This is a genomic window from Frankia sp. Cppng1_Ct_nod (assembly GCF_920656135.1).
GTDB lineage: Bacteria > Actinomycetota > Actinomycetes > Frankiales > Frankiaceae > Protofrankia > Protofrankia meridionalis.
Genome location: NZ_CAKKTK010000014.1, coordinates 13,681 through 28,859 on the forward strand (window position 1 = coordinate 13,681; position 15,179 = coordinate 28,859).

Annotated in this window: 10 protein-coding genes, 1 pseudogene and 1 CRISPR repeat array (1 of these 12 running past the window's edge); of the genes and pseudogenes, 3 read left to right on the plus strand and 8 right to left on the minus strand. The window is 66.9% G+C overall.

Features of this window, described 5'->3' with window-relative positions; genetic code table 11:
- Positions 1-116 precede the first annotated feature (116 nt).
- Entirely contained in the window at positions 117-860 is a 744-nt protein-coding gene (locus NBW77_RS06560; RefSeq protein WP_131747292.1) for a 3-oxoacyl-ACP reductase family protein, read from the minus strand.
- 84 nt (positions 861-944) lie between these two features.
- Here NBW77_RS06560 and NBW77_RS06565 point away from each other — a divergent pair, with 84 nt between their 5' ends.
- Both NBW77_RS06565 and NBW77_RS06570 read left to right on the plus strand, forming a co-directional pair.
- Complete coding sequence (locus NBW77_RS06565) at positions 945-2,636, plus strand: N-acyl-D-amino-acid deacylase family protein (protein WP_131747293.1); 1,692 nt, start codon at positions 945-947, stop codon at positions 2,634-2,636.
- Positions 2,637-2,977: 341 nt separating this feature from the next.
- Positions 2,978-3,820, plus strand: a complete 843-nt coding sequence (locus NBW77_RS06570) for an oxidoreductase (RefSeq protein ID WP_250279429.1) — start codon at positions 2,978-2,980, stop codon at positions 3,818-3,820.
- 116 nt (positions 3,821-3,936) lie between these two features.
- On the opposite strand, the gene NBW77_RS22035 is transcribed toward NBW77_RS06570, so the two are convergent.
- From NBW77_RS22035 to NBW77_RS06590, 5 genes and pseudogenes are all read right to left on the minus strand, one after another.
- Complete coding sequence (locus NBW77_RS22035; RefSeq protein ID WP_284346893.1) at positions 3,937-4,140, minus strand: SDR family oxidoreductase; 204 nt, start codon at positions 4,138-4,140, stop codon at positions 3,937-3,939.
- A gap of 11 nt (positions 4,141-4,151) precedes the next feature.
- Positions 4,152-4,553 (minus strand): annotated as a pseudogene (locus NBW77_RS22300) (SDR family NAD(P)-dependent oxidoreductase); the annotation flags it as partial.
- A gap of 63 nt (positions 4,554-4,616) precedes the next feature.
- Positions 4,617-5,750, minus strand: a complete 1,134-nt coding sequence (locus NBW77_RS06580; protein WP_131747295.1) for an amidohydrolase family protein — start codon at positions 5,748-5,750, stop codon at positions 4,617-4,619.
- Between the two features lie 343 nt (positions 5,751-6,093).
- Entirely contained in the window at positions 6,094-6,792 is a 699-nt protein-coding gene (locus NBW77_RS06585) for a hypothetical protein (protein WP_131747296.1), read from the minus strand.
- The gene (locus NBW77_RS06590) at positions 6,789-8,090 is read right to left on the minus strand and encodes a phenylacetate--CoA ligase family protein (RefSeq protein ID WP_207387096.1); all 1,302 of its coding nucleotides are present in this window, start codon (positions 8,088-8,090) and stop codon (positions 6,789-6,791) included. The genes NBW77_RS06585 and NBW77_RS06590 overlap by 4 nt, the downstream gene beginning before the upstream one ends.
- Positions 8,091-8,374: 284 nt before the next feature.
- Between NBW77_RS06590 and NBW77_RS06595 the strand changes: the two genes are divergently transcribed.
- Positions 8,375-9,949 carry an AMP-binding protein gene (locus NBW77_RS06595; RefSeq protein WP_131747298.1) on the plus strand — a complete coding sequence of 525 codons (1,575 nt, stop codon included), beginning with the start codon at positions 8,375-8,377 and terminating at the stop codon, positions 9,947-9,949.
- A 141-nt stretch (positions 9,950-10,090) separates the two neighbouring features.
- Here the strand turns inward: NBW77_RS06595 and nagA are convergent, their stop codons facing one another.
- The gene (gene nagA, locus NBW77_RS06600) at positions 10,091-11,239 is read right to left on the minus strand and encodes an N-acetylglucosamine-6-phosphate deacetylase (RefSeq protein ID WP_131747299.1); all 1,149 of its coding nucleotides are present in this window, start codon (positions 11,237-11,239) and stop codon (positions 10,091-10,093) included.
- Between the two features lie 96 nt (positions 11,240-11,335).
- Positions 11,336-12,295, minus strand: coding sequence for a DEDDh family exonuclease (locus tag NBW77_RS06605; RefSeq protein ID WP_242605908.1), 960 nt, complete (start codon positions 12,293-12,295; stop codon positions 11,336-11,338).
- Between the two features lie 355 nt (positions 12,296-12,650).
- A CRISPR array of direct repeats spans positions 12,651-15,179; the repeat unit is 30 nt; unit sequence GTTGCAATCCCTCGTAGGGGCGATGAGGAC; it runs 999 nt beyond the window's last position.

Here is a 15,179-nt window from a genome sequence, read left to right on the forward strand (position 1 = left end):
AGGCGGCGCGAATCACTTTCCGCGCCGCCTTCGGTCCCGGCCCCGCCTTCGGCCCCGGCCCCGAGACGGTCGGGGCCTACTCAGTAGATCCTCGGTGAAGTCGGCCGGGTGGATTCCTACGCGCCCATGCTCAGGCCGCCGTCAACCGTGACCACCGACCCGGTGACATAAGCCGCCTTTTCGTCCAGGAGGAAGCGGACCGCGTGGGCGAGCTCGAAGGGGTCACCGCGCCGTCCCAACGGGATCATCGCGCGGATGGCCTCCTGCGCGGCGGGAGCCATCGCGTTGGTCATGTCCGTCTCGAAGACGCCGGGCACGACGAGGTTCACGGTGACGCCCTTACGCGCCACCGCCCGGGCGAGCGAACGCGTCATGCCCAGCAGGCCCGCCTTGGCTGCCCCGTAGCCGACCTCGACCGGGCTACCCATGGCCGCGGTCACCGACCCCACGTTCACGATGCGTCCGAAGCGGCGTTCCACCATCGGCGCGAGCACGGCCCGGGCCAGGTACCACGGGCCCGACAGGTTCACGCGCAGGGCGAGGTCCCAGTCCTCGTCGGTCATCCGCAAGGCACTGTTCTCGACCAGGAGTCCGGCGTTGTTCACCAGGTGGTCGACGCGGCCGTGCTCGGCCAGCACGTCGTCGACGAGTTTTCGGCAGAAATCCGGGTCGCCGACGTCCCCGGCGTGCACGCTGACCGAACCGCCCCGGCCGGCCAGACGCCCACGCAACGCGTCGGCGCCCGCATGGTTACCGGCGTAGACGGCCGCCACATGGGCACCGTCGGTGGCGAGAACCTCCGTGATCGCGGCACCGATGCCACGGGTACCACCGGTGACGATCGCGACCCTGCGTTCCAAGGTTCCTCCCTCGCATCGTTCGACTTATGCCGTCAGATTGATTATTTTAATAATATTATTATTATACTCAATAGGAGGTGTCTCGTGGGAGACCTGCTCATACGTGGCGGCAACGTCGTAGACGGCACCGGGTCCCCGGCCCGCACCGGGGACGTCCGGATACGGGACGGCATCGTCACGGAGATCGGGGTAGGGCTACAGCCGGACGGTGAGCGTGTCATCGACGCGTCCGGCGCCTACGTGGCACCCGGCTTCATCGACGTGCACACCCACTTCGACCCCACGCTGTTCTGGGACCCGCTGTGCGACCCGATGCCCCAGCACGGTGTGACGACCGCGCTGGTCGGCAACTGCTCGCTGTCGCTGGCACCTGTCCGGCCCGCCGACAGAGCAAAGCTCGCGGCCCTGTTCTGCTACATCGAGGACCTCCCCCGTGAGGTGCTCGACGTCGCCCTGCCCTGGAACTGGGAGTCCTACGGCGACTACCTGGACGCCGCCGGGGAACGCGGCGGCTACGGTCTCAACGTCGCCGGGCTCGTCGGTCACAACATGCTGCGCCAGTACGCCATGGGGGATCAGGCGTGGGAGCGGGCGGCCACGGCCGAGGAGCGGGCACGGATCGCGGCCCTGCTGGCCGACTCCCTCGACGCGGGCGCGTTCGGCATGTCGACCTCGCTCGGATTCGACGAGGACCGCGACGGCCGGCCGGTGCCGAGTCGGATCGCCGACGACGCCGAGTTCGCCGCACTGGTCGACGTCCTGGCCGACCGGGCCCGGTTCACGACCTTCATCCCGGGCCAGTCGAGCCGTCAGATGCGGATCGACGTACAACGGATGGCCGACCTGTGCGGGAGGCGTGACCTGGTGCACTCCTGGATCGGTATCTTCCACGCCTCCGACAAGCCCGACTGGGCCCGGGACATGCTCGACTTCGCCGGGGAGCTACAGGACCGCGGAATCCGCTCCTACCCGCAGGTCAGCCCCAGAACGCTGGACATCCACGTGAACTGGAACGGCGGGATGTCCTGGATGGGCCTGCAGGAGACCTGGCACCAGATGGTGCAGGCGCCACCGGAGGACAAGCAGCGGATGCTGACCGACCCGCAGTGGCGGGTCCGGGCACGCGAGGAGTGGGACCGGGTTCCCCGGACGATGATCCCGCACCGCCACCCCGAACGGATCCGGTTCGTCTCCGTCACCCGCCCCGAGAACGAGAAGTGGGTCGGCTCCACCCTGGCCGACCTCGTCGCCGCCCGCGGCGAGCACCCGTCCGACGTACTCGCCGACTGGCTCCTGGACAACGATCTGAGGCCGGGCATCGTCGGCATCGGGGTGTCGAACGCCGACGCGGCCGGCGTCGCGCAGACCCTCGCGCACCCCGCGTCCATCATCGCCAACAGCGACGCGGGAGCACACCTCGCCATGATGTGCGCGATCGGCGACACGACCCTGACCCTGGCCCGCCACGTCCGGGATCGCGGCGATCTCTCGCTCGAACGGGCCGTGCACGAGATGACCGGACGGCTCGCCGGCCTGTTCGGTTTCACCGACCGCGGCGTTCTGCGCGAGGGCGCGGCCGGCGACATCGTCGTGTTCGCACTTGACGAGCTCGAGTGGGGGCGGGACGTGTTCGCCTCGGACCTGCCGACAGGTGCCGCGAGGCTGCGCCGTCCCGCCGGGGGCTACCGGGCCACCGCGGTCGCGGGGACGGTCGTGCAGGAGGCCGGCGAGCTCACCGGTGCCCGCCCGGGACGCTTCCTGCGCGCGGCCCACTGACCACAGGCTGGTCAATCCGAACCGATCGACCAAGACAAATGCCTTAAATCAGCGTCATCGATCGGCGCAGCGCCGTCAGCCTGACTGACGGCGCACCGGACACGACATTTTCGGGTCCGCGGGCAGGCCGCCTTGGAGGTAGCCGATGAGCACGGCACGACAACAGATCCTGGATCCAGTGGACGCCCATGAGCCGTTCGACCTGTCCGCGGACGATGTACGCCCGCCGCATCGCTTCGTGCGCCGGGTGAACAACGAAGACTGATCGATATTAACTGACATTAACTTATATTGACCGACCTGACCGGCAGATCACTACCGAGAACGGACTACCTGTGGACATGGACCGGACACGTACCTGGCTGATCACTGGTGTTTCCGGCGGGCTGGGCCGGGCCCTCGCCGAGGCCGCACTCGCCCACGGGGACACCGTGATCGGAACCCTTCGCCGGGCCGACCAGTTCGCGGACTTCGAGGCCCTTGCCCCGGGTCGAAGCATCGCGGCACAACTCGACGTGACCGAGCCCGCCGACCAGGTCGGGATCGCGATCAGGTCGGCTGCCACCCACACCGGCCGCCTCGACGTCGTCGTGAACAACGCCGGCTACGGCCTGGTCGGCGCCGTCGAGGAGGTCAGCGAGGACGAGGCCCGATCGGCCATGGAGACCAACTTCTTCGGTCCGCTGAAGGTCATCAAGGCGGCCCTGCCGTTCCTACGCGCTCAGGGCGGTGGTCACATCGTGAACATCTCCTCGGCTGCGGGCATCCTGGGCAGTCCGGGCCTGGGTCTGTACAACGCGGCGAAGTTCGCACTCGAAGGTCTTTCCGAAGCCCTTGCGGGAGAGCTCCGACCGCTCGGGATCCACGTAACCATCGTCGGTCCAGGAGCCTTCCGCACAGACTGGGCCGGTGGCGGTCTGCGGCACGCGACCGCACTCGTCGAGGACTATCGCGAGATCACCGCCCAGACGCGCAAACGGTTGGATGCCATGGACGGCGCCCAACCCGGAGATCCCGCGAAAGCGGCCGAGGCCATTCTTGCCGTCCTCGACACCGATCGGCCGCCGACCCGCCTCGCCCTCGGCAGCGACGCCATCCAGGCAGTCGAGCGCAAGATGGCCACGGTCCGCGCCGATCTGGAAACCTGGCGCGAGACATCCCTGTCAACAGCCTTTGCGCCCTGAGGATCACCCACCGGTTGGCCGGGAACCTGCTCACAGGGCAGCCTCCCGTTCCCTGAATCGGCGCCGGCTCCGAGTCGTGATCCGACGGGTACGGGCGGGCCGGGCGGGCCGGGATCTCAGGCCTTGTTCTGGCTGCCCTGGTCGACCGGCACGATGATCCCGGTAACGTAACGTGCCGCGTCCGACGCAAGCCACCCAAGGGCGTTCGACACGTCGACCGGATCGACCCACGGCCGGCCCATCGGGGCATGATGCTGGTGAACACGGGCTTGGCGTCCTCCAGCGTCGGCGCTTCGAGATCGGGGCGCAAGAGCTTCCACGTCCCTGCGTTCGCGGTGACCATCGGCGTCTGCACGGTGCCTGGGCAGATCACGTTGACGCGGATGCCTCGCGAAGCCAGTTCGTTGGCCGCGGTCAGCGCTACACCGATCGCACCGTGTTTGGAGGCGTTGTAGTCGCAGAGACCCGGCGGGTTCCGCGGAGCAGCGCCCGAACTCGTCACGACGATGGAGCCGCCGTTACCGGCCGCGAGCATAACGGGAACGCTGACGGCCAGGGTGTTGAAGACGCCCGTGAGATTGACACCGATGACGTCGTCCCATTCCCGGGAACTCAAGCTCCCACAGCGGGTCGCCCGCGGGTGAGATACCCGCGTTGGCTGCGACGATGTCGAGCCGACCACCGAGGTCCCGGACGCAGTCCTCCACCGCGGTCTGCAGAGCCGACCGGTCACGAACGTCGACCTGGCGTGCGACGATTCGGGGGTTTGTCGCAGGCGAGTAGGAACGCGACGTTCTCAGGCGCCGCCGGTTTCGGCCGGGACGGTCAACGGGAACCGGAACAGCCGTTCGGCGTTGCCATGGGTGATTGCCTCGACCTCGTCGCGCGAAACACCGGAGAAAAGCTCCTTGCACGCGGCCTGGGTATGCGGCCACGGCGTGTCGGCATGGGGGTAATCCGACTCGAACAGGATCCGATCGCTGCCGAAGACGTCCCGGGTGGTCAGGCCCCATGGTTCTTCGATCATGCAGAACCACATGTTCCGTTTCGCGATCTCCGACGGCTTCGTGGCGTCGAGATGTGACCAGAAGCCGTGGCGCTCCCACTGACGGTCCGCCCGTTCCAGCGCGGCCGGCAGCCATCCGATGCCGCCCTCGCTCCATACCAGCCTGATGTCGGGGAACCTGCGGGGCATGGGCGAACACATGACATTGACCGCGCAGCGAGCGGCCTGGGTGAAGGCCGCGGCGATCTCGACGATGGGCGTCGTTCCCGGATCCAGCGTGGACGATCCGGCGGACCCGATGTGCATACAGATCGGCGTCCCGGACTCCTCGCACAACCTCAACAGCGGATCCCAGGTCTCGCTGTGCCACGAACCGAGACCAAGCGGGGCCGGGTCCTCCACAAAACACAGCGCCTTGGACCCCTTTGCCAGGGTCCGCTCCATCTCCCGCACGGCCAGCTCGACATCCCACAACGGGACGATGGTCATCGGCACGAACATCTCGGGAGCGGCGGCACACCACTCGTCCAGGACGAAGTCGTTCCACGCCTCGACACAGACCTTCGCCAGGTCCTTGTCCGTGAAGGTGACGAACTTACGCCCACCGAAACCCGGTAACGTCGGGAAGTTCACGCTTGCGAAGATCCCGTCAGCACGCATGTCCCGCGTTCTGGCCACCGGGTCGTAACAGCCGGGAATCATGTCCGCGAAACGCAGCGGTTCCAGACCCCACTGCTCCCGGGGCTTCCCCGCGACAGCATTGAGGCCCATCGTGGCCTGCCGCTCGCCCTCGTAGACCCAGAACTCCCTACCGTCGGCCTCGACGACATGCGGGGCCACATCGCGGTATCTGGCCGGCACCCGATCGGACCAGACATGTGCCGGCTCAACGATATGATCGTCAACGCTGAACAGCGTGTACACAGACCCTCCCCTGTGACCCCCATCACTACTAAAACATCTGATTTAATACCCCGTTAACGGAGCCATGTCCATCCCCAGGGCAGCCGCAACCCACCGGGGACGACAGTGGCGTCACGACAACAAACGCGGCTCACGGCCGTACGCGGTAAGCGTGAGATCAAGGACGAACGAGAGCCGGCTCGCCAGTAGCGGGCCGGGTAGCCGAGTAGCCTGGCGAAGCGGCATCCGAGAGATCGGAACTTGACGTGTGCACGCAATTACGGCAGCTCTCCACCGCCGACCTCTCGCGCGGCGGAGAGCTGCCGTGAGCGCGCTCCGGACCTGGTCGATATGCCCGGTGACGTCAGGTCAGTACCACCCGTGGGTCGTCACTGCCGCAGGCGCACCGGCCGGTCCGTACCGTTGCGCTCACGCCGAGGGGAACGTCGGACAGACCGTCCGGACGGCCGTCCGCGAAGGACAGCCGAAGTTGCCCGTCCACGGCCCGTAGCGACCAGAGTTCCGCGTCGACATGTCCACCCTGACGCTGCGGGCACTCGACCGCCACGGCCGGCCCGAACGACGCGAACAGCACCGGGTCCAGGTCCGCGCCACGCAGGATCGGGAAGGCATCCGGTCGGGCGAACAGGTGACGTACCGAGGCGAGAGCGTCGAGACTTGCGGTGGCCTGTAGCCCTTCGGCGGTTTCCCGGCCGAGCCCGAACACGGCGGCCAGCGGCAGACGCCGGGCGAAGGTCCCCACCCGGCGGGCGTCCCAGGTGTAGGACTCGGCCGGCGAGTAGATCACCCCGAGATCGCGCAGTGCCTGTAAGAACCCGCCGGCCCAGGACCCATCGCAGGCCACAGACGTGATCAGGACGGCGTCCCCGGGCGCGAACCCCCAGGCGGTGAGCGCACCGCGGTGCCACGCCCCGGCACGCGCAAGATCATCCCAGGTGATCGAGAAGTCGTGGTGCCGACCGTCCACGGTGAAACGGCCGATACCGGCCAGCTCGGCGCGTGGCAGCGACTGCGCCCTCGCCAGGATCGACGCGCGGCTCATGCCTTCACCAGCCGGGGGAACTTCGCGACGCTGGAGGACCTGCGCAGGATCTCGTCCGCGGGCACCAGTTCCACCTCCGGGGTAACCCCCACCTTGGCTGTCACCACATCCGTCACCCGTACCAGCAGATCAGCGAGGTCACCGGTGAGCTCCGGCGTATAGCCGACACGCAGTCGCAGCAGCTCGACGACCCGCGTCGGTCGGATGATCTGGAAGATCCCGTCCGCTGTCTCCGGCAGGTTCTCCAGGGCGTCCCAGACATCCTGGACGCCGACCAGCGTGTCACCCACGGCGGTCTCGTCGCCCTTGCGACCGACGGGCCACTGCCGCGCGTGGGTGCGTCCGCACCCGCAGGTTGCGCGGGTCAGCCGCACCAGGTCGCCCGACCGGAAGCGGATGAACGGCGCGACAACGTTGTCGAGATCCGTCGCGACCAGCTCCCCGACCGTGCCGTCGGCCACCGCGGCGGCGCCGGACGGGTCGAGATGCTCGGCGAGCACCATGTCCTCCCACAGGTGATACCCGTCGCGCTCGGAGCACTCCCACGCCGTGCCGGTGTCCCCGGCGCTCGTGTACAGGTAGAGGTTCACGCCCCACTCGTCGCGGACCTTGGCGGTGAGCGCACGACCAAGGGGCATCCCGGCGAAGCTGGCCGCCTTCAGCGGTGCCAGCGCGGCCCGCACGTCCCTGGAGTCCGCAAGCCGCTCGAGCTCGACGACCATCGGATACAGCAACTGGACATATGCCGGCTGGTACTGCTCGATGGCGTCCAGCACGTGGCCCCACTGGCCGATCCAGGTGTCGATGTAGATCGGCACGATACCGAGCAGCTGGAACAGCGTGTCCCAGAAACCGCGGAACGTACCGGGAGGCACCATGACCCTGTCCCCCGGCCGGAGCCCGAGCTCCCACAGGTCGCGTGCCGTGCCCGTCACGAGGGGATGGGCGCCGTCCCACTTCTCCGGGAAGAACTCGGGCTCGGATGTCGTCCCGGACGTCGACGTGACCGAGGTGAGTTCCTTGCGGTCGACGCAGAGCAGTCCGGCGAACGGGTCACCCGTGCGCTCGCGGAAATCCTGGACGTCCTGCTTGTCGATGAACGGGATGCGCGCACGGAAGTCGTCCAGCGAGCGGATCTGACGCGGGTGGACACCAGCCGCGTCCCAGTGCTCACGGTAGAAGGAGGAGCGCTCATAGGCGTACTCCACGAGTTCGACGACCCGCTGCTCCTGTAAGCGTTCGATCTCCGCCCGCGGCATCGTCTCCGCCGCGGGCTGGTAGTAGCGATCCTCGGGCACCGCCGTACCTCCCCCTCCGCCAACCAGAGGCGAAGATAGCATAAAACACGCAATAAGAAAGACGATTCATCGGCTCGGTCGCAGCCCTCGGCCCGGTCGCAGCCCGCGACCCGGCCCGCCGGACCCGGGCCGCGCCGGGACCATGGACCGAAACAGCGATATCAGCTCTATGATTAGACCATATCTGCCATTTCGGCCGCGAGGATGGAGAGCAGTATCGTGAACGAGACGAGCAGCGACAGGAGCCGGGCCCACCCGGTGTGCCCGCACGGGGTGGACGTCTGATGTCGCCGGCATCGGTCGGCACCTGGCCGACACTCGCGGAACTCCTCGCCGAACACGCCCGCGCCCGCCCCGGCCGCACCGCAACGGTGTGCGGCGACACCCGCGTGACCTACGCCGAGCTGGACGAACGGGTCACCCGGCTCGCCGGAGCGCTGCGGGCCGCGGGTGTCACCAGCGGCTCTCGGGTGCTGTGGCTCGGGCAGACCTGCCATCGGGTACTCGAACTGCTCCTGGCGGGTTCACGACTCGGCGCCATGGTCTGCCCGGCGAACTGGCGGTATTCCGCCGAGGAGATGGCCTTCGTCGTCGACGACCTGCGGCCCACCGTCGTCGTCTGGCAGGACGCCGAAATCGGGCCGACCGTCCGTGAAGCGGAGAAGCGCGCGACGCACCCCGCGCTCTGGCTGCGCCACGACACCGACGGACCCGACACCGACAGACCCGACACCTACGAGAGTTTCCTGGCCACAGGCGCGGTGGACGCACCGTCCGCGGATCCTGATCCCCACGCGCCCGTGCTCGTCATCTACACGGCCGCGCACGGCGGCCGGCCCGCCGGGTCGATGCTCACCTCGGCGAACCTGGTCGCGCAGGGCAGCGTCATCGGTGCCCTCTTCCACGCGGACGGCGACCAGATCTTCCTCAATTCCGGTCCGCTGTTCCACATCGGCACCTTCCAGCACACCGCGACAACGTTCATGTGGGGCGGCACCAACATCTTCGTCCGCCGCAGCGACCCCGAGGAACTGTGCCGACTCATCGCGGACGAGCGGTGTACCTCGGCGTTCCTGATGCCGCCGCAGGTCGCACAGCTCATCGAGACCAACCGCGACCAGCGTTTCGACCTGCGCTCGCTGCGCAGCCCGCTGACGGTCATCCCCGGCTGGAAGGACATGGTGACCCCCGATGTCAGCCCCTGGGGCCGACACATGGGCGGGTTCGGCCAGACCGAGGTCACCGGATTCTGCCTCTACGCCGCCCTCGGACACGAGGAGTGGAGCCCGACCGTCGGACGCCCGGTCCCCTTCGCCCGGGTCACGATCGTCGGGCCGGACGGCACCGAGGTGCCCGACGGCGAGGTCGGTGAGATCGTCGTACGCGGCGCGCTCGTCCACGCGGGCTACTGGGACAGGCCGGCGGACAACGCCCATCGGACCCGAACCGGCGGCTGGCACACCACCGACCTGGGGCGGCGGCTGCCCGACGGGCGAATCTCCTTCGTCGGCACCGCGACACGAATGATCAAGTCGGCGGCGGAGAACATCTACCCGGCCGAGGTCGAAGCCTGCCTCGAGCGCCACCCCGCCGTCCGGGATGCGGCGGTCATCGGCGTCCCCGACGATCGATGGGTGCAGTCGGTGAAGGCGGTCGTCGTCCTGCGGGACGGCACGACCGCGACCGACACCGAACTGATCGAACACTGCCGGACTCAGATCGCGTCGTTCAAGAAGCCACGGACCGTGATCTTCGTTGACGCGCTGCCGCGTGTCAACGGGGCGAAGGACTACGACTCGATCGACGAAACCCACGGCGGCGGCAACTATCCGGGCGGGACGACGTCCCACGGGCACTGACCGCGCACCGACGGGCCGGTCGAAGCAGGAACAAATCTCGGGTGCCCCGGACCGATCCCGCGTCCGGGGCACCCGAGATACCGGGTCGGAGCACAGAGCACAGCGTCGACGGGAGCCGATATCCCGACGTCGCCGGGCCGGTCACGACCACACGCCACGGGCCATGACCCGGACGAGGCAAAGATCGACGTCGAGGACCACCAAGTCCGCGTCCAAGCCGACGGCGATCGCTCCGCACCTCCCGGACAGGCCGAGCACGCGGGCCGGGTTTGTCGCCGCCGCGACCGCGGCCACCTCGATCGGTAGGCCGGCGTCGACGACAGCGCGGCGCAACGCCTCGTCCATCGTGAGGGTGCTGCCCGCAAGCACACCCGAACCTGCCAGCCGTGCCTGGCCGTCGTGCACCCGCACAGCCCGGCCGCCGAGGACGTAGGCGCCGTCACCGGCGCCGGCGGCATCGATCGCATCGGTGACCAGGACGAGCCGGCGGGGATCGCGCGCGACCATTCGAATGATCGACGGGTGTACATGCACGCCGTCATTGATCAGTTCGCAGGCGACTGCGGCGTCGAGCGCGGCTCCGACCGGACCCGGCTCTCGATGGTGCAGTGGCCGCATGCAGTTGAACAGGTGCGTGGTCAGGGTCGCGCCAGCCGCAAAGGCCGCGGCGGTCTGGTCGTAGGTGGCATCGGTATGCCCGATCGCCACCACGACGCCGGCATCCACGGCATCGGCGATGACGTCGAGGGCGCCAGGCAGTTCGGGGGCGACGGTGATGCAGCGGATCGTGCCCCGTGCCGCGCGCACCAGCCCGGCGAACGCCGCCCGGTCAGGGTCAAGCAGATGTTGCGGTGGCTGGGCGCCGCACCGGGCATGGGAGAGAAAGGGCCCCTCCAGGTGGGCGCCGACCACGTGACCGTCGGGACGCGGGGCGTGCTCGACCAGGTCCGCGACCCACGAAAGCTGCTCGGCGAGCATGTCGAGGGGCGCGGTCACCAGCGACACGAGCGTGCGGGTGGTGCCGTGCGCGCGGTGGAACGCGACCGCCGCGGCCATGTCACCGGGTGATGCCGTGACATCGTGACCGCCTCCGCCGTGCACATGCAGGTCGACGAAACCCGGCAACAGCCACGTACCGTCGAGATCCGTGACAGCCTTCTCCGCCCGTCCGTTCCGTCCGGCCGGCATGCCGACGCCGACCGCGGCGATGCGGCCCTCGTGGACCTCCACCCAACCGGGGTCCAGGACACCGCCGGGGGTCACTACCCGGCATCCGGCCAGCACAGTCATCGAGCGCTCCGCGTCTCAAGGAACGACGAGACTACCCAGGCCCTCATCGCCTCCCACGGCCAGCTAGTTGTGTGCTAGTTGTGTGCTAGCTGTGTGCTAGCCCCGGCGCAGCCCAGGGCTGACCGTGGCCAGCAGCCGCAGGAACGTCCCCTCGTCCACCACGGTCGTGCCGTACTGGCGCGCGGCACGCGTCTTGGTGGTTGCGCTCCCGATTTCGTTGGCGACCAGGAGGCTGGTCCGGCGGCTGACCGCGCCGGTGACGGCCAGCCCGGCGGCGGTCGACTTCTCGACAAGCTCCTCGCGTGGCGTCACCGTGTCGCCGGTGAAAGTCACCCGCATGCCCTGGACAAGCGGTCCACCGGCGGTGAGCGGACCCGGATTGACGTAGGGGCAACGCGGCTTCGTCGTGGCAGGCCCGCCCGCCACGGGCAAAAGGGGCGCTTCGGTCAATTGGGGCGCTTCGTCCGGTGGGGGCGCGCAGTGGGTGAGCGGCAGGTCCAGGTGTTGGGCAGCGGCGAGTTCCAGGACCCGGGGCAGCACAGCGGCGAGCACCTCGGCATCGTCGACGGCGTCGTGCGCCTTACGTTGCACGACGCCCCAATGGTCCGCGAGCGTCGCCAGTTTGAGGTTCGGGAGATCAAGGCCAAGCCGGCGGGACAGGACCCGGGTGCACAACCGCCACTCGACCGGGAGCCGCACGCCCGTGCGCATTGCCTCCGCGGCGAGCATCTGCCAGTCGAAGACGGCGTGGTGCGCGACAAAAACCCGGCCGTCGAGCAGCCTCGACAGCGAGTCGAATACCAGGTCAAAGGTAGGACTGCCGGCCAACCTGTCCCGGGTCAGCCCGTGGATGTGGACCGGGCCGGGGTCACAGCCCGGGTTGAGCAGGGTGGACCAACGCCGCTCCACCGTCCCGTTCGCCGCGACGTGCACCACGGCCAGGGACAGCACCCGGTCCCGGCGGGGTGCCAGTCCGGACGTCTCGACGTCCACGACCGCGTACGGGTGCGGAAACGCTGTCGCGAAGCTCGGCGACTCGAACACAGTGGCAGTCACAGACCGGATCATGCCGTATTCGCCCGGAAGAACCGCATCCACCTCCACTGATCAGTTTCCGTAGCAACATCCCGATGCGACGCCAACGACTTCGATAAGATGATCTCGGAAGCGTCGACAGACCGGACGGCGGACGACCAGACCGTCGCTGCTGGTCACACCTGAACCACCCACCGGTACCGACGATCCCCGGCATGCGCGAGGCACCACCCCACCGCGGGTGTCGAGCAACCACACCTATGATCTTGCCCTGAAGACGTGGAAGATGATCCGCTCCCTGCGCTCGGACACCGTCGCGTTCACCATGCCTACCAGACCCATCAAAACCTAAAACCAAGATCGTAGCAAAACTTTCGCTGCAATCCCTCGTAGGGGCGATGAGGACTCGCGCGTTGCGTTCTTTGGGTCACCCGGTCTCATGTTGCAATCCCTCGTAGGGGCGATGAGGACTGCTGATCGTCCGCGGACCGCGTCCAGAGCGGTTCAGTTGCAATCCCTCGTAGGGGCGATGAGGACATGCGTTGCTTGCGTCAGCATCTCCACGGGAATCATGTTGCAATCCCTCGTAGGGGCGATGAGGACTATCCGTGGGCGGGCGCATCCCGTGGGCCAGGCCCCTGTTGCAATCCCTCGTAGGGGCGATGAGGACCCCTTCTTCCTCGTCAAAGGAGAAGTGAAATTAATGTTGCAATCCCTCGTAGGGGCGATGAGGACTACGGCTGGTCTTTCAGAAGATCCTGATTTTGTAGTTGCAATCCCTCGTAGGGGCGATGAGGACTTGGAAAAATTTCATCACATATGAGGTCTGATATGGTTGCAATCCCTCGTAGGGGCGATGAGGACTCGCCGAGCACGGCTGGCACCAGCACGACCTGGTCTCGTTGCAATCCCTCGTAGGGGCGATGAGGACGACACGCTAGATGCTGCACGACGCCGTGCACGCCAGGTTGCAATCCCTCGTAGGGGCGATGAGGACCTTCGGATGATCACACAGGAGACGGGTCGGTTGCCGTTGCAATCCCTCGTAGGGGCGATGAGGACGAGGAGGTCCGGGACCTTCATCGGTGGTATATCGAGTTGCAATCCCTCGTAGGGGCGATGAGGACTCGAGAATAAGGAGGGAAGCCATCGCACAGATGGTACAGTTGCAATCCCTCGTAGGGGCGATGAGGACACATCTCGGCAGCCTTCCTGAGCGCGATCAGTTCCCGGGTTGCAATCCCTCGTAGGGGCGATGAGGACGCCCAGATAGGCGCGGCACAGGCCGCCGGGATCGTCGCGTTGCAATCCCTCGTAGGGGCGATGAGGACCATGGCCACGCAGAAAGGCGGGACCAAAGCGACGCGGTTGCAATCCCTCGTAGGGGCGATGAGGACGGTGGCGTGATGGCCCGCCGGGTGTTTTGGGATCGTTGCAATCCCTCGTAGGGGCGATGAGGACACCGTCGTGGGCACGTTCCTCCGCAGCGTCGTCCTGTCGTTGCAATCCCTCGTAGGGGCGATGAGGACTGGAACACATGTAAACAAGATTGGGGAGGCGGTTGTTGCAATCCCTCGTAGGGGCGATGAGGACGACGCGGGATGAATAACAACAGTGGTCACCAACGCCAGTTGCAATCCCTCGTAGGGGCGATGAGGACTATTCAGTACAAGAGCGTTGGTATCATCAACTCGAGTTGCAATCCCTCGTAGGGGCGATGAGGACTGCTCAAAGTAGCATTGCAAAACCTACCCGAAGTCGTTGCAATCCCTCGTAGGGGCGATGAGGACACTCGAAGTCGAAGCGGAAATGTTCCGCCGGATAGAGTTGCAATCCCTCGTAGGGGCGATGAGGACCTGCTCGATATGAAGCCGGACACGCTGGACGCGGCGGTTGCAATCCCTCGTAGGGGCGATGAGGACGCGCGAAGAAGGCCTCGTCGATCCGCTACTACACGTTGCAATCCCTCGTAGGGGCGATGAGGACTAAAGAAATACCCGTCCGGACATGACGGTGCCCCGTTGCAATCCCTCGTAGGGGCGATGAGGACAGTAGACGTCCGGGGCATCTCTCCCGTCCTCAACCTGTTGCAATCCCTCGTAGGGGCGATGAGGACCACGTCCGCTGCGCGGCCTGCGCAGTGGGAACGGAAAGTTGCAATCCCTCGTAGGGGCGATGAGGACGCCCAGGCGGCGCTCGACCAGGCGCCCGACCCAGGTCGTTGCAATCCCTCGTAGGGGCGATGAGGACCGCTGAACGCCATAGATGTAGGTGCCCAGGTCCTCGTTGCAATCCCTCGTAGGGGCGATGAGGACACGTCCACGTGAGTCCCGTAGAAATGCTCGCAACCGCTGGTTGCAATCCCTCGTAGGGGCGATGAGGACTGCACGATGAATTCGATAAAAGCATCGAATTCATGTTGTTGCAATCCCTCGTAGGGGCGATGAGGACGCGGACGCCGCGTATTACGTGACGGACTCCCCGGACGGTTGCAATCCCTCGTAGGGGCGATGAGGACATCGTCGTCTTCGTCCAGTCGCTCGTGGAGCTCTTGTTGCAATCCCTCGTAGGGGCGATGAGGACTACTCGTCCCCGATCACGAACGGGTCCACGAGGAAGTTGCAATCCCTCGTAGGGGCGATGAGGACGACACATCATGTCCCGGATGTCCCGGTGATGACCCCGGTTGCAATCCCTCGTAGGGGCGATGAGGACATCACGCAGGAGACGGGCCGGTTGCCCGACGCTCCCGGTTGCAATCCCTCGTAGGGGCGATGAGGACGCCGCTCGGGGTTCGGGTGCTCCTTGCCGTCGTCGCGTTGCAATCCCTCGTAGGGGCGATGAGGACCTCAGGGATGGCCGCGGATCAGGACTGCTTAACGCTGTTGCAATCCCTCGTAGGGGC

What these genes read in the sequence shown, in the direction of transcription:
- NBW77_RS06570 (WP_250279429.1), top strand. Translation starts at nt 2,978, where the DNA reads ATGGACCGGACACGTACCTGGCTGATCACTGGTGTTTCCGGCGGGCTG.
- NBW77_RS06585 (WP_131747296.1), bottom strand. Translation starts at nt 6,792, where the DNA reads ATGAGCCGCGCGTCGATCCTGGCGAGGGCGCAGTCGCTGCCACGCGCC.
- NBW77_RS06595 (WP_131747298.1), top strand. Translation starts at nt 8,375, where the DNA reads ATGTCGCCGGCATCGGTCGGCACCTGGCCGACACTCGCGGAACTCCTC.
- nagA (WP_131747299.1), bottom strand. Translation starts at nt 11,239, where the DNA reads ATGACTGTGCTGGCCGGATGCCGGGTAGTGACCCCCGGCGGTGTCCTG.